The sequence below is a fragment of the Novosphingobium sp. MBES04 genome (genome assembly GCF_000813185.1).
GTDB lineage: Bacteria > Pseudomonadota > Alphaproteobacteria > Sphingomonadales > Sphingomonadaceae > Novosphingobium > Novosphingobium decolorationis.
The window spans coordinates 2,999,838-3,023,924 of record NZ_DF850488.1 but is presented as its reverse complement, the minus strand read 5'-3'; the positions used below and the strand labels follow the sequence as shown (position 1 = coordinate 3,023,924).

The window sequence follows — 24,087 nt, the reverse complement described above, 5'->3', positions numbered from 1 at the left end:
CGCGGCTTGCGGGGGGCTTTTGCGTATGAGGCCTGCGCCCCTACTTCTTGGTTGCGAAAGGGTTCTTCGCGCTGCGCAGGTTGAGCCGGATCGGCACCGCATCGAAGCCCAGCTCGCGCCGGATCCCGTTGATGAGATAGCGCTTGTAGCTTTCGGGCAGCATGTCGAGACGGGTCCCGAACAGGACGAAGCCCGGCGGGCGGGTCTTGGCCTGCGTGATGTACCGCAGCTTGATGCGCTTGCCGCCGGGCGCGGGCGGCGGGTTGGCCGACAGCGCATCGTCGAACCAGCGGTTGAGCGCCGAAGTCGGCACGCGCCGGCTCCACGCCTCGCGGATCGAGAAGGCCGCCGTCATGAGCTCGTCGAGGCCCTTGCCGGTGCGGCCCGAGATCGCCAGCAGCGGCACGCCGCGCACTTGCGCCAGCCCTTCGTTCAGCGCATCGCGAATGCCGTTGAACAGCGAACTGGCGTCCTCGGCCACGTCCCACTTGTTGATCGCGATCATCAGCGCGCGGCCTTCCTCGAGCACCATCGAGGCGATCTTGAGATCCTGGTGTTCAAGCCCGCGCGTCGCATCGAGCACGAGCACGACGACTTCGGCAAAGTCGATCGCGTGGCGCGCGTCCTGGACGGCCAGGCGCTCCAGCTTCTCGGTGACCTGCGCCTTCTTGCGCATGCCCGCCGTATCGATCAGGCGCACCTCGCGGTCCTCGTCCGTCTTGGGATCGTGCCAGACCCAGTCGATCGCGATCGAATCGCGCGTGATCCCGGCCTCGGGGCCGGTGAGCAGGCGATCTTCCTTGAGATAGCGGTTGATGAGCGTGGACTTGCCCGCGTTGGGTCGCCCGACGATGGCCAGCTTGAGGGGGCCACGCAGCAGCGCTTCCTCGTCCTCTTCCTCCAGTTCGTCCTCTTCGGGCGGCTGGAGCGGCTCGAGATGGGGCAGCAGGCCCTCGAAGAGGTCGCCCATTCCCTCGCCGTGCTCGGCCGAGATCGCGACCGGATCGCCCAGGCCCAGCGAATAGGCTTCGAGCAGGCCCGATTCGCCCGCACGGCCTTCAGCCTTGTTGGCAAGGAGGATGACCGGCACCGGCGAGGCGCGCAGCCACTGCGCGATTTCCTCGTCGAGCGGGGTCAGGCCCGCGCGCGCGTCCATCACGAAGAGGGCAACGTCCGCCGTGGCGAGCGCGGCCTCGGTCTGCTGGCGCATGCGCCCGGGCAGCGTTTCGGCCTCGTCGTCCTCCCACCCGGCGGTATCCACGATGGTGAAATCGAGGCCGAGGAGGTGCGCATCGCCGAAGCGACGGTCGCGCGTCACGCCCGGCTGATCGTCCACAAGCGCAAGGCGCTTGCCGACGAGCCGGTTGAACAGCGTGGACTTGCCGACGTTGGGTCGGCCGATGATGATGACTTGTGGAAGCATGATTCCCACCCGATTGGGGACTTCGGAGCGGTTTGGCAAGAACTGTGCGCAGGCAAGGCAAATTCTTACCTGCCCGTTAACCGAACCTGACAGTCCATGAATAACTATCTCCGGGCAAACCCGGAGCCATGACGGAACATCGCACCGCACGGACATTCGCCGCCCGATCAGCGCTTTGCATGGCCTTCAGCCTCGCCGCCTGGGGTCTGTTCACGGCCCCTGCCGGGGCCCGCGCCGACATCAGCGAGGTGCGCGAGCGCGCGTCCTCAGGCCTGCTCGAATGCGTGCCCTTCGCCCGCGAAGTCTCCGGGATCCGCCTCTCGGGCGATGCCCATACCTGGTGGACGCAGGCCAAGGGGCGCTACGCGCGGGGCCATACGCCGCGCGTCGGGGCCGTGATGGCGATCCGGCCGCACGGCAATTCGCACAACGGCCATGTTGCGATGGTGAGCGAGGTGATCGATTCGCGCACGGTGCTGCTAACCCACGCGAACTGGTCCTACCCCGGCAAGGTCGAGCGGGACGTGGCCGCGCTCGACGTGTCGCCCAACGGCGACTGGAGCGAAGTGCGCATCTGGTACGGCCCGTCGCAGACGCTGGGCGCCGCGCACTGGCCGGTCGATGGCTTCATCTACAACGCCGCTCCGCACACGCAGCTTGCGCGCACCGGGACGGCATCGGCGAATCGGAGCGAAGACACGAGGACGATCAGGGCCGCCTCGTCGTCCCGGTCCGATCCGATCGGCACCATCATCGCCGGAGCCTTCTGAGGTCCGGCGAGGACAGCGCCTCACGAAATCCAGGAAATCAGGCCTTGGCCACCGGTGCGTCGTCGCCGAGGTCTTCGTACCAGGCTTCGACCGGGCCTTTCAGCTTGATCGTCAGCGGGTTGCCGTGGCGGTCGAGCGAACGGCCCGCCTGCACGCGCACCCAGCCCTCGGAAATGCAGTATTCCTCGATGTTGGTGCGCACGGTACCCTTGAATCGGATACCGATGCCGCGCTGCAGCTTCTCCGCATCGAAGTGCGGGCTGCGCGGGTTGATCGCGATGTGATCGGGCGGCACGTCGGGGCCGGCAGTGGTCTCTTCGGTCATGGGGTGCGATTTAGAGCCCCTTGCGCCCCTGTCAATCAAGCGATGAAAAAGAGGGCTTGCCAAGCCCATTTGGATCGCCTAGTGGCGCCTTCCGCACTTGGTAGCGGGCGCGTAGCTCAGCGGTAGAGCACACCCTTCACACGGGTGGGGTCACAGGTTCAATCCCTGTCGCGCCCACCATCCCCCCCCCCCGGATGGTTTCAACTTCGCACCAAGGCGATTTTCCCGACATTTGCAGATTGCGCGACATCAATAGGCGTTCGTGCGTCCTGGTGTATCTGCCTCCCATCATCCCCTGGGAGAGATACGCCATGTTCAAGGCCAATGTCGGCGGGATCGACCGCCTGCTTCGCATCGCGCTTGGTATCGTTCTGATCGCGCTGGTTTTTGTAGGACCCAAGACGCCGTGGGGCTGGATCGGCGTGATCCCGCTCGTCACCGGGTTCGTACGGATCTGCCCGCTCTATACCCTCCTGGGGATTCGCACCTGTCCCAGAGACTGACGCCAGCCCCGACAGGCGCGTTCTCCCGCTTGCGCCGGCACGGCTGAGGCGGCATAGCCCGCCCCATGCACGATATCCGTTCGATCCGCGAGAATCCCGCAGCCTTCGACGCCGGCATGGCGCGTCGCTCGGTAGAGCCGCAGTCCGCCCAGATCCTGGCCCTCGACGAGCAGCGCCGCGCGCTCGCCACCCGCGCACAGGAGGGCCAGAGCCGCCGCAACGAGGCCTCCAAGGCCATCGGCAAGGCGATGGGCCAGGGCGACACCGCGACCGCCGAGGCGCTCAAGGCCGAAGTCGCCGCGCTCAAGGAGAGCCTGCCCGCGCTCGAGGCCGAGGAAAAGGCCGTCACCGCCCAGCTCAACGAGCTGCTGGCCGCGCTCCCCAACATCCCCGTCGACGAGGTGCCCGAGGGCGCGGACGAGAACGACAACGTCGAAGTCGCCAAGTGGGGCACACCGGCACGTACGCCTTCACGCCCAGGGAACACGCCGACATCGGCCCCGCGCTCGGCCTCGACTTCGAGACCGGCGCGAAGATCTCGGGCGCGCGTTTCACGTTCCTGAAAGGCCAGATGGCGCGCCTCCACCGCGCGCTTGCCCAGTTCATGCTCGACACGCAGACCGCCACCAACGGCTTCATGGAATGCAACGTGCCGCTGCTGGTCAAGGACCACGCCGTTTATGGAACCGGGCAGCTTCCCAAATTCTCTGCGGACCTCTTTTTCGCGGCAGACATGAGCACACGAGACGAATTGTTCTGGGACGCGATGCCCAACAATTTTGAAGACCTGATGACCGAAGCACAACCTGGCCAGCACCGCCAGAAGCTCGAAGGTATGCTGCAAGAAGCCGATACGAAAGAGCAGTTTTGGCTTATCCCCACTGCTGAGGTCAGCCTGACGAACTATGTTCGCGACGAGATCGTCGACAACGCCGAACTCCCCCTGCGCATGACCGCGCTCACCCCCTGCTTCCGTTCGGAAGCGGGCGCGGCGGGGCGCGACACGCGCGGCTTCATCCGCCAGCACCAGTTCGAGAAGGTCGAGCTTGTCACCGTGTGCCGCCCCGAGGAGAGCGAAGCCGAGCACGAAAAGATGGTGGCCGCGGCCGAAGGCATCCTCCAGGCGCTCGAGCTCCCCTACCGCAAGGTCCTGCTGTGCAGCGGCGACATGGGCGCGACGGCGAAGAAGACCTTCGACCTTGAAGTCTGGCTTCCCGGCCAGGGCGCCTACCGCGAGATCAGCTCGATCTCGAACTGCGGCGACTTCCAGGCCCGCCGCATGAACGCGCGCTACAAGCCCGAAGGCTCGAAGAAGACCGAGTTCCTGCACACGCTCAACGGCTCGGGCCTTGCCGTGGGCCGCACCCTCGTCGCCGTGCTGGAGAACTACCAGCAGGAGGACGGTTCGGTGCGCGTGCCTGACGTGCTCAAGCCCTGGATGGGCGGCCTCGAGGCCCTCACCCCGCTCCGCTAAGAGAGGTGACGGGGCCCTGCACAGGCCCCGTCCTTTTCCCACCCGACCTGTCAACGACTGCCCTTGCGAGATTTCCATGCGTATCCTCCTCACCAACGACGATGGCATCAACGCCCCCGGACTCTACGTGCTGGAGAAGATCGCCGCCCAGCTTTCGGACGACATCTGGATCTGCGCGCCGAGCGAAGAGCAGTCGGGGGCGGGCCATTCGCTCACGCTCAACCGGCCGGTGCGCCTGCGCGAACATGCCCCGCGCCGCTTCTCGGTGACGGGCACGCCCACCGATTCGGTGACGATGGCGCTGCGCAAGGTCCTGCCCGGCAAGCCCGACCTCATCCTCTCGGGCGTCAACCGCGGCGCGAACCTGGGCGATGACATCACCTATTCGGGCACCGTTTCGGCGGCGATGGAAGGCGCGCTGGCAGGCATTCCCGCCATTGCGATGAGCCAGCTCATCACGCGTAACGATTCCGGCCACGACGTCAGCTTCTCGGCAGCCGAGGAATGGGGAGCCAAGGTGCTGAAGCCGCTGGTGGAGGCCGAGTTCGCCCCGCGCACCCTCCTCAACGTCAACTTCCCCGCGCTGCCGGGCAAGGACGTGAAGGGCGTGCGCGTCGTGCGCCAGGGCTTCCACGATTACGAACGTGGCACGCTTGTCGAATCGGTCGACCCGCGCGGCTTCCCCTATTTCTGGTTCGGCCTCCAGGGCATCGAGCACACGATCGGCGCCAACACCGACCTTGAAGCCACCTCGGAAGGCTTCGTTTCGGTCACCCCGCTCCAGCTCGACCTGACGCACGAGGCCTCGCTCGCCGCGCTTGCCCAGCGATTCGAGGCATGAGGCACCTCACCGGGGCGCTGGCCCTCGCGCTGGCGCTGCCCACTTGCGCAGTTGCTGCTCCCACATCGCAGGAAAGCACGCACGTTGTCGCGCCCGGCGAGACGCTGAACGGCATCGCCAACCGCGCAGGGGTTTCGGCCGATGCGCTCGCGCGCGCCAACGGGCTGGAGCCGCCCTATGTCGTGCGCCTCGGCCAGAGCCTGACGATCCCGCGCAGCGCCGCCACACCCAGAGCCGCGGCCCCCAAGGCCGCACCGGCTCGGGAGGCGCGCACCTACACCGTCACCTCGGGGGAGACCCTGAACGGCATCGCCAACCGCACCGGCGTCTCCCCGGCCGAGCTCGCCCGTGCCAACGGCCTTGCCGAGCCTTATGGGGTGCGCATCGGGCAGACGCTCACCATTCCGGGCACGCAGGCTCCCAAGGCGCAGCCTGCCCCCGCCCCGACCTCGCAGCCCGCCCCCGAATTCAAGGGCGAGACCTACCTGGTCAAGAGCGGCGAGACGCTGGGCGGGATTGCCCAGCGCACCGGTGTCGCGCGCGTCCTGATCGCCGAGGCCAACGGGCTCGAACCGCCCTACGTCGTCAAGGTCGGCCAGCGCCTCGCCATTCCGCGCACCCGCCGCCACACGGTCGCCAAGGGCGACAGCGGCTTTTCCATCGCGCTCAAATACGGCGTCCCTTGGGACGCCATTGCCGTGGCCAGCGGAATCGAACCGGACGCCGCCGTGCGTCCCGGGCAGGAACTCGTCATCCCCTCGCTAGTCGCGGCCAAGGCCAGCCCAGCGCCTGCGCCGACCGCCACGGCGTCCAAGCCTGCCGCCCCTGCAGCCAGCGCCCGCTTCCTCTGGCCGGTAAAGGGCCCCATCAACAAGGGCTTCAAGACCGGGAGCGACTATCACGACGGGCTCGACATCAAGGCCGCCCGCGGCACGATGGTGCGCGCAGCCGCAGCAGGGACCGTGCGTTTCGCCGGGCTGGAAAAGGAGCAGTTCGGCAACCTCGTCGTCCTCGACCACGGCGATGGCTGGTTCACCGCCTACGCCTTCCTCAGCCGCATCACCGTCAAGAACGGCACCAACGTCGCCAAGGGTGAGCGCATTGGCCTCGTCGGCGATACGGGCGAGGCCAAGGGCAACGAGCTCCACTTCGAGATCCGCCACAACGGCACGCCGGTGAACCCGGTGGACGAATTGCCCAAGGCTCCCTAAGCCTTGGCCCCATGCTGAAATCACAGCGCCCCCGGCGACGTCCCCTTCCCGCCATGTTCAAGCCGCTGCGCCGCGCGCTCGCCGTGCCGGTCTGGGCGGACGTGGCGCTGCGCATCGGCGCCGCGCTCGCGCTGATCTCGATCGTCGTGCTGGTCCACTGGCTCGACCGCGATGGCCTGCGCGACAGCTTCGATGGCGAAGTCAGCTTCCTCGACGTCGTCTATTTCACGATGATCTCGATCACCACGACCGGGTTTGGCGACATTGCGCCGGTCAGCGACAAGTCACGTCTGGTCGAAGCGATCATCGTCACCCCGATCCGTCTGGCCGTCATCTACATCTTCGTCGGCACGGCCTACAATTTCATCATCAAGCGCAGCTGGGAGAAGTGGCGCATGAAGCGCATCCAGGAACGCCTCGAGGACCATATCGTCGTGCTCGGCTACGGCGTCAGCGGCTCCGAAGCGGTGGCCGAGCTGATCGCCCGCGACACCGATCCCTCGTGCATCGTCGTCATCGACCCCTCGCCTGCACGCCTCGCGCTGGCCGAACAGGCCGGGTGCAACGTGCTGGAGGGCGACGCCACCCGCGACGAGACCCTGAACGCGGTACGCATCAGCCGCGCCCGCACGGTCCTTGTCTCGGCCGGGCGCGACGACACCACCATCCTCATCATCCTGACCGCCCGCCACATGGCCCCCAAGGTCCCGATCACCGCCGTCGTGCGCGCGGACGACAACGAACTGCTCGCCCGTCAGGCGGGCGCGGACAACGTCATCAATCCGGTGCGCTTCACAGGGCTCCTGCTGGCCGGTTCCGCCGAGGGCAAGCACATCTCGGAGTACCTCTCCGACCTCGCCTCGGTGACCGGCCGGGTCCAGCTTGTCGAGCGCCCCGTCGCCAAGGACGAGATCGGCCGCCCCCTTGCCGAGATCACCACCGGCAAGGGCCTTCGCATCTATCGCGGCACCAGGGCCATCGGCTTCTGGCAGGACGAGGCGCACACGCTGGAGCCGGGCGATATCGTCGTCGAGATCACGTCCACGGGCTGGGAAGAGGACGATCCGACGCCCTGACAGGGCCCCGGAAAGTTCAGCCCAAGAGCCAGAACACCACCGCCATGGCCAGGTAGATCACCGGCCAGAACAGGCAGTCGGCCAGGAACTGGGGCGCCTGGGTGCGGTTGCGCGAATTGGTGATCCACACCGCCGGGATCACGAAGGCCAGCGCGATGCCGCCGGTCTGCATGAAGTAGAGCCAGGGCTTGGCCTGCAGCGTCGCCGCACCGATCCGGGCGAAAGAATGGCCGAACATGGCCGCGGCCAGGAAACAGGCGAGCGTGACCCCGACATAGGCCCCCACGCGGCGCGCCGGACGCGGCTGGAAGCGGCGTTCCTGCAGCGGAAGCCCATTCCACAGCAGGCCGATGACCATCGCCACGATCGTCGCCAGCACCACCGCCAGCCAGTTTACAGGACCCATCTCTTTCCTCGTTCTTCGGAATTGCCCTGTCCTTGCAGCCTGAGCCTTGAGAAACAAGGCCTTGGTCCTCGTGAACTCCACAGGTCGCGACCAAGCGTTCGTTTTGCGTGACTCCGCGCCGCAAAGCGCGTATCGGGCGCCCCATCCCATGGCTATTGAAATTCCCTCTCCGCCCAAGGTCGGCATGGTCAGCCTCGGCTGCCCCAAGGCGCTCGTCGATTCCGAGCGTATCCTCACGCGCCTGCGTGCCGACGGCTACACGATGAGCCCCGACTATGCGGGTGCCGACGTCGTCCTCGTCAACACCTGCGGCTTTCTCGATTCCGCCAAGGAGGAAAGCCTTGCCGCGATCGGCGAAGCGATGGCCGAGAACGGCCGCGTGATCGTCACCGGCTGCATGGGCAACGAGGCCGACGCCATCCGCGCGCGCTTCCCCGACGTGCTCGCCATTACCGGCGCGCATCAGTACGAGGACGTGGTGGGCGCCGTGCACCACGCAGCCCCGCCGGAGCTTTCGCCTTACGTCGACCTCATCCCGCAGGCGCGCGGCGGCGAATTCACCGCCGACAGCGCGGACGGCGGCATCAAGCTGACCCCGCGCCACTACGGCTATCTCAAGATTTCCGAGGGCTGCAACCACGCCTGCTCGTTCTGCATCATCCCTTCGCTGCGCGGCAAGCTCGCCAGCCGGCGGATCGATGCGGTGCTGCGCGAGGCGGAGAAGCTGGTCCAGGCTGGCACGCGCGAACTGCTCGTCATCAGCCAGGACACCTCGGCCTATGGCGTCGATGTGCGCCACGAGGAGCGCACCTGGAAGGACCACGCGGTCCGCACCCACATGACCGACCTCGCGCGCGAACTGGGCCAGCTGACCGACGCCAGCGGCCAGCGCCCCTGGGTGCGCCTGCACTATGTCTACCCCTACCCGCACGTCGACCAGGTCATCCCGCTGATGGCCGAGGGGCTGATCACGCCCTACCTCGACATTCCCTTCCAGCACGCCGCGCCGTCTGTCCTCAAGTCGATGAAGCGCCCGGCGAACGAGGCCAAGGTCCTCGAGCGCCTGCGTTCCTGGCGCGAGATCTGCCCCGACATCGCGATCCGTTCCAGCTTCGTGGTCGGCTTCCCCGGCGAGACCGAGGCCGATTTCGAGTACCTCCTCGACTGGCTCGACGAGGCCCAGCTTGACCGTGTCGGCGCGTTCCGCTTCGAACCCGTCGAAGGCGCGGCCGCGAACGACCTTCCGGGCGCCGTGCCCGAAGAGGTCAAGGAAGAGCGTTACGCGCGCATCATGGAGAAGACCGCCGCGATCAGCGCCGCCAAGCTCCAGGCCAAGATCGGCCGCGTGCTCCCCGTCATCATCGACGAGGTGGGCGCGCCCGACGAGGACGGCGATGTCGGCGCAACTGGCCGCTCGCAGGCCGACGCCCCCGAGATCGACGGCGCCGTGTACCTGCGCGACGTCGACCCGAATCTCGCTCCGGGCGACATCGTTGCAGTGCACATCGAGGACGCCGACGAGCACGATCTGTTCGGCGCCATCGCCCAGGCGTAATACTATAGTCGAACTTGGTAGGACTCCGCGCCCGGCGCGGGGTCCTTTTTCGTATCTGCGCGATACGCGATAATGGCGTATTTCCAGCATGTTAGCGGGTTAATATCGAGGAAAGACGCATTTCATGCACCATTCGATTGCGCAAAATGCAATTTTGCCAGCTTTTTTTCGCATTTGCAGCGAAGCCCGTCCCGGCGCATACAGAATGCGCCTTTCAGGCATCCTCTCCCAAAAAACTTCCATAGGCTGGCCTTCGGGCCGGCCTTTTTTTTGCCCTGCGATCAGAGCCACTTTTCGCATCGGGAATCAGCCCCTTGAGGCTGCGAGGTCTGGCCCCGTGCGCGCATTTGGCCTAGCGAAGGGACATGCCTACTCCTTCGCGAATCTACACGGCCGCCCTCGTCGTCATCGGCGATGAAATCCTCTCGGGACGCACGCACGACAAGAACATCGCGCAAGTCGCCACCTGGCTGCAGATCCAGGGCATTCGCCTGAAGGAAGTGCGCGTGGTCGCGGATGAGACCGACGCCATCGTCGAGGCCGTCAACACCCTGCGCGCGCGCAACGACTACCTCTTCACCACCGGCGGCATCGGCCCCACGCACGACGACATCACCGTCGATGCCATCTCGCAGGCGCTGGGCGTGCCCGTCATCGTCCACCCCGAAGCGCGCGCGATCCTCGAAGATACTACACCACCCGCGGCGGCCTCACCGAAGCGCGCCTGCGCATGGCCCGCACGCCCGAAGGCGCGAGCCTCATCCCCAACCGCTACACCGGGGCCCCGGGTATCCGCGCGGAAAACATCTTCATCATGGCCGGCGTCCCCAGCATCACCGCGGGCATGCTCGATGCGCTGACCGGCACGCTCGAAGGCGGCGCGCCGCTCCTCTCCGAGACCATCGGCTGCTGGGTCGGCGAAAGCGAAGTCGCCGAGCTCCTGCGCGAGACCGAAAAGGCCCACCCCACCTGCCAGATCGGCTCCTACCCGTTCTGGGGCGAAGGGCGCACCGGCGCCAACTTCGTCGTGCGCTCCACCGAAGCCGACGACCTCGCCGCCTGCACCCGCGCCCTCACCACCGGCCTCCAGGCCCTCGGCCGCACCGCCGTCTTCGGCGGGATCTGACCCGCCCGCTTCCTTCGAGAAGACCGGACAAAAAGTGATGTCCGAGGGCCATCGCCCTCGGGCTCCCCAAACTGTCGAGCGCAGTCCTGCCTTTTCACCTCAATCCATGAAGGATGGCCGCTGTATTCGAAGCGCCCTATCCGGAGTGCCATAGACGGGCGCAAGTCGGCCCTCTCCAGATCAGGGGTGCTGCGCGAGACCTATCAGGGTAATCCCCTATGCCATCGTCTTTAGAGGCGTGACAGCCTCCCTGTGCGAGACGCAGGCGCTGGCCTGCCTAGATGGGGCGATGACAATGAAATTCTTGGCAAAGGTTTCGACAATACTCATGGCATCCTGCAGCACCATGGGACTGTCCATCCCGGCGCAGGCCCAGGAGCCGGCCGAGCCGCTGGCCGCGCAGGACGGGCAGGTGACGCTGCCCTATGCCGAGAAGAAGTTCACAGGCGCGGTCGGAACGACCTATCTCAATTCCGACGCGCCGCAGTTTCCCGCACCGATCACCGCGCCCGAGGGGGCGCCCAATGTGCTCCTCGTCCTGCTCGACGACGTGGGCTTCGGACAGTTCAGCGTGACCGGCGGGGCAGTGCCTTCGCCCGCCATGGAAAAGCTTGCGGCGGACGGTGTCACCTACAATCGCTTTCACACCACCGCGCTGTGCTCGCCCACGCGCGCCGCCCTGCTGACGGGCCGCAACCACAACGTCTCGGGCACGGGCGTCATCACCGAGCTGGCGACGGGCTATGACGGCTATACCGGGATCATCCCCGCCGACACGGCCACCTTCGCCGAGACGTTGCACCAGAACGGGTATGTCACCGCCTGGATCGGCAAGAACCACAACACCCCGATCTACGAGACCAGCGTGATGGGGCCCTTCAACCACTGGCCCAACGGGCTGGGCTTCGACTATTTCTACGGTTTCATGGCGGGCGACACCAACCAGATCCGCCCCTATCTCTACGAGAACCAGACCGCGGTCGGCACCCCGACGCGGGATGACTACATCCTCTCCACCGACCTTGCCGACAAGACTATCAACTGGCTCCAGCAGCTGGAATCGGTGCAGCCCGACAAGCCCTGGCTGGCCTACCTTGCGCCCGCGGCCACCCACGCTCCGCACCAGGCGCCGCCCGAACTCATTGCGAAGTTCAAGGGCCAGTTCGACATGGGCTGGGACGCCTACCGCGAGATGACCTTCCAGCGGCAGAAGGAGATGGGGATCATCCCGGCCGACGCGAAGCTGACCCCGCGGCCCAAGAGCCTGCCTGCCTGGAACACTCTCGATGCCGACCAGAAGCGGCTCTACGCGCGGATGATGGAGGTCTTTGCGGCCTTCGGATACCAGGTCGATCAGGAAGTGGGCCGGGTCATCGACTACGTGGAAAGCCTACCTGATGCCGACAACACGATGATCATCTACATTGTGGGCGATAACGGCGCCTCGGCCGAAGGCGGTTTTGACGGCACGCTCAACGAGAACGCGTTCTTCAATTCCTACCTGATGACGCCAGACGACATGCTCGCGCGGATCGACGAGATCGGCACCGAGATGCACTTCAACCACTTCCCGGCGGCTTGGGCCTGGGCAGTCGACACACCCTTCCAGTGGACCAAACAGGTCGCCAGTCACCTGGGCGGAGTGCGCAACCCGATGATCGTGAAGTACCCGCGCGCGACTGCCGCCAAGGGGCAGGTGCGCGACCAGTTCGTCCACGTCATCGATGTCGCCCCCACGATCCTGGAGGCGGCGCACATCGCGCAGCCGCGCAGCGTGAACGGGGTCGAGCAGACCCCGATCCAGGGCAAGAGCTTCCTGCCCACTCTCAACGATCCCAGCGCCGAAGCCATCCGCAATATGCAGTACTTCGAGATGGTCACTAACCGGGCGATGTACCACGAGGGCTGGTGGGCGGCCTCGCTCGCCTTCGAACCCTGGGAGCCCGAGCGCGGTGAATTCGACCCGATGACCGCGAAGTGGGAACTCTATAACCTGGAGACCGACTTCAGCCAGGCGGTCGATGTCGCCACCAAGTACCCCGAAAAGCTGGAGGAACTGAAGGCGCTGTGGTGGGCGCAGGCGTCTGCCAACAAGGCGCTGCCGCTCGACTGGCGCGGGGCCGAGCGCTTCAGTGCGGAAGCCACCGGCAAGCCCAACCTGGCCGCGGGCCGCACCACCTTTACCTACCACGGGATCATGGCGGGCCTGCCCGAGGCCTCCGCGCCCGATCTCAAGAACAAGTCCTTCAGCGTGACCGCCAATGTGATGATCGATGCCAACGCGAACGGCGTGATCTTCACCCAGGGCGGCAACACCGGCGGCTGGGCGTTCTACCTCAAGGATGGCCTGCTCAAGGCGGCGCACAACTTTATCGACGTGGAGCGCTACGCGGTTGCCAGCACCACGCCGGTACCCGCGGGCGAGCACCAGCTGACGATGCAGTTCGCCTATGCGGGCGGCAGCGAGATGGGCAAGAACGGCACGCTGACGCTTTCGGTCGATGGCCAGCAAGTGGCCACAGGACCCGTCGCGCGCACCACGCCCTTCAAGTACTCGCTGTCCGAGAACCAGGACATCGGGACTGATACCGGCACTCCGGTGACGTACGACTACACCGGCCCCTTCACCTTCGAGGGTGTGCTCAAGGACGTCACCGTCAAATTGGGGAAATAGTGCTGGCCACTTTGTTCGCTATTCCCGGGAACTGTTTCGCGATAGTTCCCGGGTGCATTGGCAGCATATCACCGCATTATAGTGAAGCCGAGGCCTTGAGGCTGGGCCAGCCACGACTTACTAAATTGATGGATGCCGGAGCAGCCTGAACGGCAGCTTTCGGATAGGGCGCTAGCCGCGCTGAATGGCTAGAATGGGCGCCCAGCCGCCATAGCACCTATGCCCGCGAAACACAGGAAGCCAAGGGTGACGGCAGAGCGCCTATTCCTCGGCACGGCCTGCCCTCTCCGATTTCGGGAGCCCGAGGGCGATGGCCCTCGGAATCATCCTTTTCCTCTTCCATTTCAGATGCCTGTCGTTTGCCTAACGCCTTCCCTTGACCGCACGGTCTACCAAGCCCCTCCCATGCAATTGGCCCAAGATATTACCTTGCACAAGCGAGGTATTTTGAACTACAATCGCGCAACATAAAAACAGGGGCAGGATGATCCGGCGGCGCGGTGCCGGAAAGGCGCAAGGCTTTGAAGAGGATTGCGTTGTGACGGATACCCCTGTGCCCGCCGAGACCATGGACCGGCCCGAATTGACCCGGGCGCGTCAAGGGGCGATTCCCGATGGCACGCCGCACAGCCTGTTCGAGGACGTCTATGCGCTGTGCGTGGGCACGGTCCTGCTCTCGCTGGGCGTGGTCATCCTGCAGAAGGCGGAACTTGCCACGGGCGGCGTTGCGGGCATGGCGCTGACGCTGAGCTACCTGACCGGCCTGCCCGTTGGCGTGCTCTACGGCGTCCTGACGCTGCCGATGCTGGCCATTACCATCCGCTCCATGGGCCGCGCGTTTCTGGTCAAGACGCTGATCGTCACCTTCGGCGTCTTCGCGCTGACCGGAATCACCCCGCAGGTCTTCGAGATCGCCCGGATCAGCACGCCGGTGGCCGCCATTGTCGGGGGCACGGTGATCGGCATGGGCGCGCTGGCCCTTGCCCGCCACGCCGCCGGCTCGGGCGGTTCAGGCGCCATCGTCCTGTGGCTCTACCGCACGCGCGGGTGGAACGCGGGCCGTTCCCAGATGCTGTTCGATGCCTGCGTGCTCGCCTTCTCGCTCATCAGCCTCGACCTCACGCGCATGCTGTGGTCGCTCTTGGGTGTCGCGGCGACGGGCGGCATCCTTTACGTCTGGCACCGCCCGGGCCGCTACACCGGCTACTGAGCCGCGCGCACCGTCACGACAGTGCGGGGAAGTTGGGCTGGCCGTTCGAAGCGCTCACCCCGCCGTCGACCGGCAGGTTCACCCCCGTCACGAAACGCGCATCGTCCGAGGCGAGGAACGCGACGACATCGGCCACGTCCTCGGGCTCGCCAAAGCGCTTGATCGCCGCGCGCTGGTAGAAGGCCTCCTCGATCGCGGGGTTTTCCATCAGGTCGCCCGCCATCCTGGTGCGGGTCATCGCGGGGCACACCGCGTTGACGCGAATGCCATCCTGTCCCCATTCGAGCGCCATCGAGCGCGTCATCTGCGTCACCGCGCCCTTCGAGGCGGTGTAGATGACCATGTTGTAGTCGCCCCCGATCCCGGAGGCGCTGGAGGTAAAGACGATCGCGCCCTTGCTTTTCTTGAGCTCGCCATAGGCGCCCGCGCGCAGCGCAGCGATCCCTTGACGTTGATGTCGATCACCCGGTCGATGTCCTCATCGCTCGCCTCGCCGAACGCCCCCGAGGTCGCGACGCCCGCATTGGCGTAAAGCACGTCGAGGCCGCCGAACTTCGCCACCGTTCTGGCTACAAGATCGTCCGGAAACCCGATCTGCGCGATATCGCCTGCGACACACAGCGTTCGGGCGGGATCCAGATCGGCCGCGAGTGCTTCCAGGTCCTCGCGCGAACGGGCGTTGAGAACGACGTTGGCGCCCTCGGAGGCGAAGCGGCGCGCGGCGGCCGCGCCGATCCCGCTCGAGGCGCCGGTGACAATGACGGTCTTGTCGGTGAAGCGTTGCATGTGGGGTCCTTGGGTTTTTCAGGATGCCCGTCTGTCGGGCCAGATGCCCTTGCAACGCACCGCCCCCGCGCCCGGCTCCCTGCAATCCGCGCATGCGCACATGCACCACATAAAAGGAAAGCCCCCCGGCACATATGCGCCGAGGGGCCCTCCTGCATTCCCGAAGGAAACGCGATCAGAAGCCGGCCGAAACCTTGAAGACCACGGTCGAGCCGGAAATCACGGAGCCGTTCTTGCTCGAACGGAAGCCCGAGCCGAGGTAGTTCGATTCCGAGCGCGAGATGTCGGTGTCGACATAGGCGACGCCCAGCGTCAGCGGGCCGAGCGCGTAGTCCGCTCCCAGGCTCCAGTCGATGTACTCGCCGGTCGGCGCGAGGCTGGTGCCCCAGGGGCCGAGGCCTGCATTGCCGTTCGAATAGCCAAAGTGCGCGTTCAGCGTCAGCGGCGTGTCGGGGATCCCGGCGCTGAGGTCGGTGTGCAGGTAGAGGTTGTCGCCCTTGTCGCCCGGATCGTCGTAGCCGTCCGAGAAGCCGCTGTAGTACCAGGTGCCGAGCGCTTCCTGCTTGGGCGCATAGTTGATGCCCACGCCGATGTTCACAGGGCCCACGTCGCCCGACACGGTCGCGTAGAGTTCGGCAAAGTCGGTGGTGTCGAGGCCGCCGGGGAACATGATCCAGGTCAGGCCCGCATCGACATTGAGACCGTTACCCAGGTCCGTGCTGTAGCCCGCGAAGAGGTCGAGCTCGGTGTTCGAGCCGCCGAAGGTGCCCCAGCCCGAAAGGTTCGAGCCCCAGGTACCGGCGTAGAAGCCGCTTTCATGGGTAACCTGGATGCCCGCCTGGATCGCCATTTCGCGGTCGGTCATCGAGACGCCGCGATAGCGATAGTCGGTCACCAGGGTCGCTTCACCCGAGACGGTGAGGCCGGAATCGTCCTGGGCTGCCGCAGGGTTGGCGACGGCGAAGCACGAAAGGGCAAGGCAGGCCGCGCCTGCGAGCATACGAATCTTCATTTCTGGAACGTCCCTCATTTTTCATGTGGTTTTTACGTTCCATCCTGCGGCTCCCCCGCCGGGCCTTCACTTCGAGGTGGACCCGTTCCGAAACAGCAAGGCTCGGAATAAGCTTAACGCGGCCCTTTGCAAATCACTTCGTTTCACAAGTGATCACTTTGATCTAATATTGTTGCCTTGTTGCAACAAACGCATATTTGTCGTGCAAATAGCGCAATATTGGGACCGCAAACGAATTCGGCTCTCCGCCCGGCCGGACCGATCCAGCGTGGGCGAAGAGCCGCTTCGCATTGCAAAACTCAGGGTAATGATGCCTCAGGCGCGCATGGCGGCCATGATCGAGGCATCGCCCGTGACGCGGTCCTCGTGCCCTCCTTGGCGACGGCGCGCGATCCACTCCGCCAGCGTTTCGGCCGTGGTGTGATCCATGCCCTTCACGCGTTCGAGGTCGAGGTGAACCGGCTCGCCGTGGGGCTGACGCTCCAGCACGGTGTTGAGCTTGGTGAGGCCCAGGAAAGTCGCAGCCCCGTGCAGCTCGACGCGGCGGCCGTGTTCCTCGTCATGCTCATGCACCTTGAGACGGATGTCGCGAAGGTGCGGCAGCAGTTCGACAACCGAGAGCGCGAGGCCAACGAGAACGCCGGTCAACAGATCGGTGGTGACGACCAGCACGAAGGTCACCGCCCAGATCGCCGCAGGCAGGTAGCCGTGGTTCTTGTAGAGGTGCGTGACGTGCTTGAGGCTGACGAGGCGCCAGCCGGTGATCACCAGGACACCACCGAGCGAGGCCATCGGCACTTCGCGCAGGAGCCAGGGAAGCAGCGCGATGAAGCCCAGGATCCAGATACCGTGGAAGATCGTCGACAGGCGCGTCTTCGCGCCCGCCTGGACGTTCGCCGAGGAACGCACGATGACACCCGTCATCGGCAGCGCGCCGACAAGGCCGCACAGCATGTTGCCGATACCTTGCGCGCTCAGTTCCTTGTCGTACTTGGTGCGCACACCGTCGTGCATGCGGTCAACCGCCGCGGCCGAAAGCAGCGTCTCGGCGCTGGCGATGAAGGCGATGGCAAGCGCGGTGACGAGAAGCGCGGGGCTCGCGAGCGGAGCGAACCAGGCGGTGCTGGTGGGCAGCGCGAAGGCCGAGCCGATCGAGGCCGGAACCTCGATGCGCGCGACCTCGAGCCCCAGCCCCCAGGCCATCACGGTTGCCGAAACAACGCCGAGCAGCGCGCCCGGGACGAGCGCCATCGACTTGGGACGCAGCTTTTCCCAGCCGACCATCACGACGATGGTAAGGACGCCCAGGCCCAGCGCGATCTCGGTCGCCGCGACGCTCGAGAAATCGAGGCCGAAGACGCGGCCGGGGATCGCGGCGAGGTTCTCGACGCCGTTGGAGAGCGGCTTCTCATCGAAGAGGATGTGGAACTGGCCGATCACGATAAGCGCACCGATGCCCGCCAGCATGCCGTGGACAACCGCCGGGCTGATCGCGCGAAACAGGCCGCCCAGCTTTGCCCAGCCTGCCACGAGCTGGAGCACGCCGGCCAGCAGCAGCACCGGGCCGAGCGCCTCGAGCCCATGCTCGCGCACGAATTCGAAGACGATCACGGCTAGACCCGCAGCGGGCCCGGAAACCTGAAGCGGCGAACCTGCAAAGAGGCCCACGATGATGCCGCCGATGATGCCCGTCACCAGCCCCTTTTCGGGCGGCACACCCGAGGCGATGGCGATGCCCATGCACAGCGGCATGGCCACCAGGAACACCACGATCGAGGCGGTGAAGTCCCGTCCGAAGTGCGCGAAGAGGCCGGTGCGCCCTTCGGACGCCGGCGCGGTGGTGGAGGTACTCATTATTCGGCAGCCTCTGCAAGTTCGGTGGCGATGCGCGCCTTGGCGCGCAGGGCCACGGGAAGTTCGCGATCTTCGCGCAGCGCCACGAATTCGCCGGTCTCGCCATCGAGACCGAGAACCTGGCCGGCGTGGATGTCGACGAACCAGCCGTGAAGGGTGATTTCCCCGCGCGCGATGCCCGCCGCGACGGACGGATGGGTGCGCAGGTGCGCAATCTGCGCGATGATGTTCTCAAGTGTAATAGCGCGCACGCGCTCGGAGCCGGTCAGTTCGGGGTGGCAGGTCGAGACGATGTGCTCGGCCGCCGCACCGTTCCGGAGCCAGCCTGCGACGTTGGGCATCGCCTCCAGCCCCGTGGGATCGGCCAGCGCCTTCATCGCGCCGCAGTCCGAGTGGCCGCACACGATGATGTCGCTGACACCGAGCGCGACCACGGCGTATTCGACCGTCGAGGTGACACCGCCGTTGTGGGTGGAATAGGTCGGCACGATGTTGCCCGCGTTGCGGCACACGAACAGGTCGCCGGGCTGCGCCTGCATGATCTGCTCGGGCACGATGCGCGAATCCGCGCAGGAAATCATCAGCGCCTTGGGCGACTGACCATGGGTGGCGAGTTTCCCGAACAGCTCACTGCTGGCCGGGAAGATGGACTTCTCGAAATGGAAGACGCGACCAATGAGTTCGTTCACGTTTCGTCACCTCACAATAGGAATCGGGCAACCAGGCACACACAGGCGCCAAGATTGAGCCCAAATCTATGTCAGGCAGGTGTCCACGCATGTTCGTGAATGTAACGAAGTCTTGCTGATTGCATTCAGGGCAATATGCGTTGCAATTTCTGAAACAAAGTCAGGAACTTGGCGCAAGGGGAAGTCGCACCGTTGCGCGCAAGCCACCTTCGGCGCGGTTGCGCAGGTCGATCGTTCCGTTCTCCATGCGCACCGCGCGCTGGACGATGGGAAGACCAAGGCCCATCCCCGCCGTATCGCGTGCACGCGCCGAATCGAGCCGGACGAAGGGCTGCATGGCATCGGCAATGCGCTCTTCCGGGATGCCCGGACCATCGTCCTCGACGACGATCTCCACCCCGTCCCCGTCCTTGCGCAGGTGCACGCGCACGTTGCCCCCGTAATGCAGTGCGTTCTCGATGAGATTGGAGAGCGCGCGCCGGATCTGCACCGGACGGGCCCGCACCACGGCGTGGGATGCCCCCTCGTAGGTCGCATCCGCGCCGTGGTCGGCCTGGGTGTCGACGAGGGTCTGGGCCATGACGGCGACGTCGATGCGCTCGGTCGGGATCGCCTCGCCGCCGGTGTCGACATAGGCCTGGATCGATTCGATGAGCATGCGCATCTCGTCGATGTCGCGCGACATCCCCTCGCGCATGTCGGGTGCGAGGCGTTCGTCGTCGAGACGCAGGCGCATACGCGCAAGCGGCGTCTTCAGGTCATGCCCAATCGCCAGCATCGTCTGCGTGCGGTCCTTGAGCGACTGATGGATGCGCTCCTGCATGGCGTTCATCGCGCGGATGAGCTGGCGCATCTCGTCGGGCCCGCGTTCGGGCACGAGGCGCAGCGGTCCTGAACCGAACTCGTGGGTCGCCCCGATCACCGCGCGCAAGGGGCCAAGTGCGGCGCGCAGCAGCACCCAGGCCAGCAGGATCAGGAGCAGCGTGGGCAGGATCATGCTCGCCAGCCGTCCCGCCGTCAGCTTCCAGGCCGCGTTGGCGTGGGTGTGGAACTTCAGGACGCTGCTGTCGGCCAGCAGCATCGAGCCCCCGATATTGCCGCGCCCGGGCACCTCATCGAGATGCAGTTCGATGTCCGAGCGCACGAGCTCGGGCTCGAAGGCGACGACCTGCTCGCGCAGCTTGGCCAGCCCCACAGGCCCCCGATAGCGGCGGCTGGAGGGGATCCATTCGAGCGTGAAGCGCGAGGTGCTGAGCGCCTTGGTCACCTGCGGGCGCGCCTCGGGCGCCACCCGCTCCACCGCGCGCGAGGCCAGCAGCAGGTTCTCGGCAATACGCTCGGCATCGTCGCGCCGCAGCTCGAAGGAATTGGCGCTCTCGAACAGGAGCGTGTTGGCCGAGAAATCGACCAGCGCAACCAGCAGGAGCACGGCCAGCAGGCGCTCGGGCAATCCCAGGCGCCGGACGAAGGCCAGCCCCCGCTGAAGCATCAGAGACGGGTCACTTCGGCCCGGAACATGTAGCCCACGCCGCGCACGGTCACGATCGGCGATTCGCCGCCCTCGGCCTGGAGCTTGCGGCGCAGGCGGCTGACCAGCACGTCGATGCTGCGATCCGAACTGTCGCCGATGCGCGAGCGCGACAGCTCCATCAGCCGTTCCCGGCCGAGCACGCGCTGGGGATAGCCCAGGAACGTGGAGAGCAGGTCGAACTCGGCCCCGGTCAGGTCGACGATCGCGCCATCGGGCGAGCGCAGTTCGCGCCGGGCCTGCGACAGCTGCCAGCCATCGAAGGCAATGGTGTCGGCCGAACGGGTATCGCCCCCGAAATCGGAGACGCTTTCGCCCACGCTATTGCCGCGGCGCAGGACCGCACTGACCCGCGCGGCCAGTTCGCGCGTGCTGAAGGGCTTGGCAAGATAGTCGTCGGCGCCCAGTTCGAGGCCGAGTACCCTGTCTTCCTCGCTGCCGCGTGCGCTGATGAAGATGATGGGAATGTCGCTCTCGCGGCGCAGGCGGCGGAACAGGTCGAAACCGCTCGTGCCCGGCAGCATGATGTCGAGCACGACAAGGCTGACCGGGGATTCGCGCAAGGTCACCCACATCTCCGCGCCGGTGGCCGCGGTGAGCACGTTGAAGCCGCTCTGGCGCAGCGCGCGGGCGGTCAGCGTGCGCAGCGCGCCGTCGTCCTCGACCAGGAGAACGGTGGCGGGGCCGGACTGCGGCGGGCTGGAAAAGGTATTGGTGGAGGACACGTTCATCGGCTCAAGCATCTGGTTCTTCTCTGGCTATACCCCCACCCGATTCCGGACGCAAACGGGATGAGAGGAGTAAAGGACGGGAGGAAAACGAAATTCCCCGGGAGAGGCTCCCGGGTCCGCATCCGACGAAGGAAAACGGCCACCTTTCGCCAGGATAGCCGTCCCCGCGCGAGAGGATTTCACTCGGGCAGGCCAGCCACGTGCGGCTCCGGGCGTCCTCCCCGGCCCCGACGTTACGGCCCTGTCCGGCCCCTTTCCCCGGCAGCCGAAGCCGCCCCAGAGGCATGGAACGCGTGCCCCTCTTCGCAATGGGCAGGCGCATTTCTGGACACGTGCAGTGTCGAACCACCGTCCGAAATGTAACGAAGTGTTGCCGAATACCGAAAAAGAGATGTTCCGACCCATAACGGCGTCCGTTTCCCGTGGCCGCAAGGACTTGCCAGCCGCCTCGAGGCCCGCCAAGCGGAGCCATGCGCATTGCTCTCTACGAACCCGAGATTGCCGGCAACGTCGGCGCCATCCTGCGCCTGGGCGCGTGCCTGGGGACAGCCATCGACCTCATCGAGCCCATGGGCTTTGCCTGGGACGACCGACGGGTGCGCCGCGCGGCGATGGACTACATCGACCATGTCGACTTCACCCGCCACGCCGACTTCGCCGCCTTCCAGGGCGCGCATGCCGGGCAGCGGCGCGTACTCTTCACCACCAAGGCGACGATGTCCGCCTATGCCTTCGACTACCGCGCGGACGACATCCTGCTGTTCGGCAAGGAAAGCGCAGGGGTACCCGACACGGTTGCGCAGGTCTGTGATGCCCAGGTGCGCATTCCCCTGCGTGCGCAAGTGCGCTCGCTCAACCTGGCGACTGCGGCCGCGCTGGCGCTGGGAGAAGCGCTGCGTCAGACAGGCGCCCTTCCCGGCTGAGACGCCTCAGCGCACCGCGCTGGCCTCGGCTTCCTCGCCGTCGCCGTCTCCCGGACTATCCCCGTCCATGGCCGCGGCGACCCGGTTGCGCCCTTCGCGCTTGGCCCGGTAGAGCGCCGCGTCCGCGTCGTGGTAGAAATCGCGAAAGGTCGGCAGGGGCGCGAAGGTCCCCTCAAGCGTCCGGTCCTTCTGCTCCGACACGCCGGCAAGGCCGATCGACACGGTCACCTTGCTTCCCGCCAGCACGCCGGTGTGCTCAATTCCCTCGACCGCGCGCCGCACGCTGTCGGCAAAACGGCGCAGCGCAAAGCCCGACATGCCCGCCACGGCCATCGCAAATTCCTCACCGCCCAGGCGCGCGACCCGGCAATAGGGGCCCTCGCGCGCGGCGAGGACCTGCGCAATGGCAACCAGCACATCATCGCCGATGTCGTGCCCATAGGTGTCGTTGACCAGCTTGAAACGGTCGACATCGAAGAGCAGCAGTGCAAAGGAAGCCCCCTCGCGGTCCGCCGCCTCGAGCATGGGCGCGATGGCCTCCATGAAGCCGCGGCGGTTGCGCAGGCCCGTCAGCGGGTCGAGGCGCGCCTGGGCCTGGGCCTGGGCCTCGCTGCGCAGCGCCAGATCGCGCTCGATACGCACCTGCCCACTGGCCCGCGAGATCGCGACCGCCAGCAGGATGGTCTGCCAGGCCGCCGCGCACAGCACCAGGATCTGCGAGCCCGCGCCATAGAACCAGACGTCGATGTCGGCGAACTCGATGAGCCCGAGCGTCGCCATCGGCAGCGCCCAGGCCGCGGTGTAGAGCCGCGCCTTGCGGCTGCCCCGCCGCCAGGCGAGCGCAAGGCACAGCGCCACCAGCAGCAGGTCGAGGAGAACCGCCACGCCCAGCAGGTTGGAGATCGTCGCGATCGGTCCCGTGCGCAGCAGCCCCAGGGGAATGCCGACAAGCGCGATCAACCCTGCCAGGAGCAGTACGGCCCGGCGCAAGCCCCGGGGCAGCTTGCCCTCTTCCAGCGCCGTGACCGCGCTCAGGGTTGCCAGCGCCACGGCGAAACAGGACAGCATGGTGCACACCTGCGCCGCCGGAGCCCCGGCCATTCCCGGCCAGATGAACAGCGCCAGCTGCGACCACAGGCACCCCAGACGAACATCACGCCCGCCCAGCCACTCTGCCACAGCGCGAACTGGCGGTGCGCGGTCAGCGCCAGCGTCAAGTTGTAGATTGCCCCCACCGCGAGCAGGACCAACGCGCCCCCCACTGCAACGGCGAGCGCCGTCGCCTGCCAGTTCAGATCCTCGACATCGACCAGCCGCAGCCGCAGCAGGCGGGCGCTGGCGAGCCGATCGAAACGCACCACGATATCGGCAAGCGGCTGGTCGCGCACCGGCGGCTCGAAGGCGATCTGCCCCCCGGCGCGCCAGTGCCCACCAAAGTCACCCTGCACCACCGACTGGCGCCGGACTTCGCCATCGGCGTAGCGGAAATAGACCTCGAGGCGATCGAAACGCGAGGTTCCCACCATCAGCACCGGGCCGCCCTCTGCGGCATGGTTGGCGCGGTCCCACTGGGCCAGGCCGATGCGGTACCACAGGCTGGAACGCTGGTAACGGCTGCGCTCGGGCGCCCCGTCCGCACAGGTGAAGTGCGGGAAACCCGCTTCCGGCGCCCCGGGATGGGCCAGAGGCGTCACGGCATGGCACGTCGGGGCGAGTACATGTGACGTCGCGGCCGAAGCAGCGACCGGAAGCGCGAAGATGAGAAGGACAAGCAACAGCAGCAGTCCAGAAACATGCGTAGTTCTTTCAAAACGACGCAAAAAAGACATGCTGAGGCGAATCATTGCGCGTCCACTAATGCGATACTTTTACCTACGAAAGTCTTACCTGCACGGTTCTTGAGAGAACGTGGCGCGCAACAGCCCGCCTCACCCCTGCCTCGCCCCACCCCCGCACGCGCTGAATTCAGT

21 protein-coding genes, 1 tRNA gene and 2 pseudogenes are annotated in these 24,087 nt (G+C 66.2%); 12 read left to right on the top strand and 12 right to left on the bottom strand.

Translation table 11 applies throughout. The features are described from left to right. Positions 1-40: 40 nt before the first annotated feature. Entirely contained in the window at positions 41-1,423 is a 1,383-nt protein-coding gene (gene der, locus MBENS4_RS13475; RefSeq protein ID WP_039391334.1) for a ribosome biogenesis GTPase Der, read from the bottom strand. 128 nt (positions 1,424-1,551) lie between these two features. On the opposite strand from der, the gene MBENS4_RS13470 reads away from it, so the two are divergent. Then, complete coding sequence (locus MBENS4_RS13470) at positions 1,552-2,193, top strand: CHAP domain-containing protein (RefSeq protein ID WP_239026537.1); 642 nt, start codon at positions 1,552-1,554, stop codon at positions 2,191-2,193. A gap of 37 nt (positions 2,194-2,230) precedes the next feature. Here MBENS4_RS13470 and MBENS4_RS13465 read toward each other — a convergent pair whose 3' ends face one another. Continuing rightward, on the bottom strand, positions 2,231-2,518 hold the full coding sequence (locus MBENS4_RS13465) for a DUF3297 family protein (protein ID WP_039391332.1): 288 nt from the start codon (positions 2,516-2,518) through the stop codon (positions 2,231-2,233). Between the two features lie 105 nt (positions 2,519-2,623). Here MBENS4_RS13465 and MBENS4_RS13460 point away from each other — a divergent pair. The 6 genes and pseudogenes from MBENS4_RS13460 (at position 2,624) to MBENS4_RS13435 (ending at position 7,623) form a co-directional block, all read left to right on the top strand. Next, a tRNA-Val gene (locus MBENS4_RS13460) sits at positions 2,624-2,698 on the top strand. 131 nt (positions 2,699-2,829) lie between these two features. Continuing rightward, positions 2,830-3,021, top strand: a complete 192-nt coding sequence (locus MBENS4_RS25835) for a YgaP family membrane protein (RefSeq protein ID WP_039391330.1) — start codon at positions 2,830-2,832, stop codon at positions 3,019-3,021. 65 nt (positions 3,022-3,086) lie between these two features. After that, positions 3,087-4,495, top strand: a pseudogene (serS, locus tag MBENS4_RS13450) (serine--tRNA ligase). A gap of 76 nt (positions 4,496-4,571) precedes the next feature. Continuing rightward, the gene (gene surE, locus MBENS4_RS13445; RefSeq protein ID WP_039391328.1) at positions 4,572-5,336 is read left to right on the top strand and encodes a 5'/3'-nucleotidase SurE; all 765 of its coding nucleotides are present in this window, start codon (positions 4,572-4,574) and stop codon (positions 5,334-5,336) included. Then, positions 5,333-6,547: a LysM peptidoglycan-binding domain-containing M23 family metallopeptidase gene (locus MBENS4_RS13440; protein WP_039391326.1), complete on the top strand. Its 1,215-nt coding sequence runs from the start codon at positions 5,333-5,335 to the stop codon at positions 6,545-6,547. The genes surE and MBENS4_RS13440 overlap by 4 nt, the downstream gene beginning before the upstream one ends. An 11-nt stretch (positions 6,548-6,558) precedes the next feature. Then, positions 6,559-7,623 carry a potassium channel family protein gene (locus tag MBENS4_RS13435; protein WP_052322276.1) on the top strand — a complete coding sequence of 355 codons (1,065 nt, stop codon included), beginning with the start codon at positions 6,559-6,561 and terminating at the stop codon, positions 7,621-7,623. A 16-nt stretch (positions 7,624-7,639) separates the two neighbouring features. Here MBENS4_RS13435 and MBENS4_RS13430 read toward each other — a convergent pair whose 3' ends face one another. Then, entirely contained in the window at positions 7,640-8,029 is a 390-nt protein-coding gene (locus tag MBENS4_RS13430) for a DUF1761 domain-containing protein (protein WP_039391325.1), read from the bottom strand. A 148-nt stretch (positions 8,030-8,177) separates the two neighbouring features. Here MBENS4_RS13430 and rimO point away from each other — a divergent pair, with 148 nt between their 5' ends. The 4 genes and pseudogenes from rimO (at position 8,178) to MBENS4_RS13410 (ending at position 14,594) form a co-directional block, all read left to right on the top strand. Beyond that, positions 8,178-9,584 (top strand): 30S ribosomal protein S12 methylthiotransferase RimO, encoded by a 1,407-nt coding sequence (gene rimO / locus MBENS4_RS13425; RefSeq protein WP_039391323.1) that lies wholly within the window; start codon positions 8,178-8,180, stop codon positions 9,582-9,584. Between the two features lie 365 nt (positions 9,585-9,949). After that, positions 9,950-10,710: pseudogene (locus MBENS4_RS13420) on the top strand (competence/damage-inducible protein A). 328 nt (positions 10,711-11,038) lie between these two features. Beyond that, positions 11,039-13,384 carry an arylsulfatase gene (locus MBENS4_RS13415; protein WP_039391321.1) on the top strand — a complete coding sequence of 782 codons (2,346 nt, stop codon included), beginning with the start codon at positions 11,039-11,041 and terminating at the stop codon, positions 13,382-13,384. Positions 13,385-13,922: 538 nt separating this feature from the next. Then, positions 13,923-14,594 carry a YitT family protein gene (locus tag MBENS4_RS13410; protein WP_159108064.1) on the top strand — a complete coding sequence of 224 codons (672 nt, stop codon included), beginning with the start codon at positions 13,923-13,925 and terminating at the stop codon, positions 14,592-14,594. A 13-nt stretch (positions 14,595-14,607) separates the two neighbouring features. Here the strand turns inward: MBENS4_RS13410 and MBENS4_RS27210 are convergent, their stop codons facing one another. From MBENS4_RS27210 to MBENS4_RS13380, 7 genes are all read right to left on the bottom strand, one after another. Next, complete coding sequence (locus MBENS4_RS27210) at positions 14,608-14,955, bottom strand: SDR family oxidoreductase (RefSeq protein WP_255352662.1); 348 nt, start codon at positions 14,953-14,955, stop codon at positions 14,608-14,610. After that, on the bottom strand, positions 14,904-15,380 hold the full coding sequence (locus tag MBENS4_RS27205; RefSeq protein WP_255352655.1) for an SDR family NAD(P)-dependent oxidoreductase: 477 nt from the start codon (positions 15,378-15,380) through the stop codon (positions 14,904-14,906). The genes MBENS4_RS27210 and MBENS4_RS27205 overlap by 52 nt, the downstream gene beginning before the upstream one ends. Before the next feature lie 175 nt (positions 15,381-15,555). After that, positions 15,556-16,392 carry a TorF family putative porin gene (locus MBENS4_RS13400; protein WP_039391319.1) on the bottom strand — a complete coding sequence of 279 codons (837 nt, stop codon included), beginning with the start codon at positions 16,390-16,392 and terminating at the stop codon, positions 15,556-15,558. A gap of 315 nt (positions 16,393-16,707) precedes the next feature. Then, the gene (locus MBENS4_RS13395) at positions 16,708-18,246 is read right to left on the bottom strand and encodes a SulP family inorganic anion transporter (RefSeq protein WP_039391318.1); all 1,539 of its coding nucleotides are present in this window, start codon (positions 18,244-18,246) and stop codon (positions 16,708-16,710) included. Continuing rightward, a complete protein-coding gene (locus MBENS4_RS13390) occupies positions 18,246-18,935 on the bottom strand; it encodes a carbonic anhydrase (protein WP_039391316.1) in 690 nt (229 codons plus the stop codon). The genes MBENS4_RS13395 and MBENS4_RS13390 overlap by 1 nt, the downstream gene beginning before the upstream one ends. A gap of 160 nt (positions 18,936-19,095) precedes the next feature. Beyond that, positions 19,096-20,424, bottom strand: a complete 1,329-nt coding sequence (locus MBENS4_RS13385; protein ID WP_039391315.1) for an ATP-binding protein — start codon at positions 20,422-20,424, stop codon at positions 19,096-19,098. Beyond that, positions 20,424-21,194, bottom strand: a complete 771-nt coding sequence (locus tag MBENS4_RS13380) for a response regulator transcription factor (RefSeq protein WP_052322383.1) — start codon at positions 21,192-21,194, stop codon at positions 20,424-20,426. Before MBENS4_RS13380 ends, MBENS4_RS13385 begins: the two co-directional genes overlap by 1 nt. A 470-nt stretch (positions 21,195-21,664) precedes the next feature. Between MBENS4_RS13380 and MBENS4_RS13375 the strand changes: the two genes are divergently transcribed. Beyond that, on the top strand, positions 21,665-22,117 hold the full coding sequence (locus MBENS4_RS13375) for a tRNA (cytidine(34)-2'-O)-methyltransferase (RefSeq protein WP_039391314.1): 453 nt from the start codon (positions 21,665-21,667) through the stop codon (positions 22,115-22,117). A gap of 6 nt (positions 22,118-22,123) precedes the next feature. On the opposite strand, the gene MBENS4_RS24180 is transcribed toward MBENS4_RS13375, so the two are convergent. Continuing rightward, a complete protein-coding gene (locus tag MBENS4_RS24180) occupies positions 22,124-23,185 on the bottom strand; it encodes a GGDEF domain-containing protein (protein ID WP_052322274.1) in 1,062 nt (353 codons plus the stop codon). Continuing rightward, on the bottom strand, positions 23,149-23,892 hold the full coding sequence (locus MBENS4_RS24175) for a hypothetical protein (RefSeq protein ID WP_052322273.1): 744 nt from the start codon (positions 23,890-23,892) through the stop codon (positions 23,149-23,151). The genes MBENS4_RS24180 and MBENS4_RS24175 overlap by 37 nt, the downstream gene beginning before the upstream one ends. Positions 23,893-24,087: the final 195 nt, after the last annotated feature.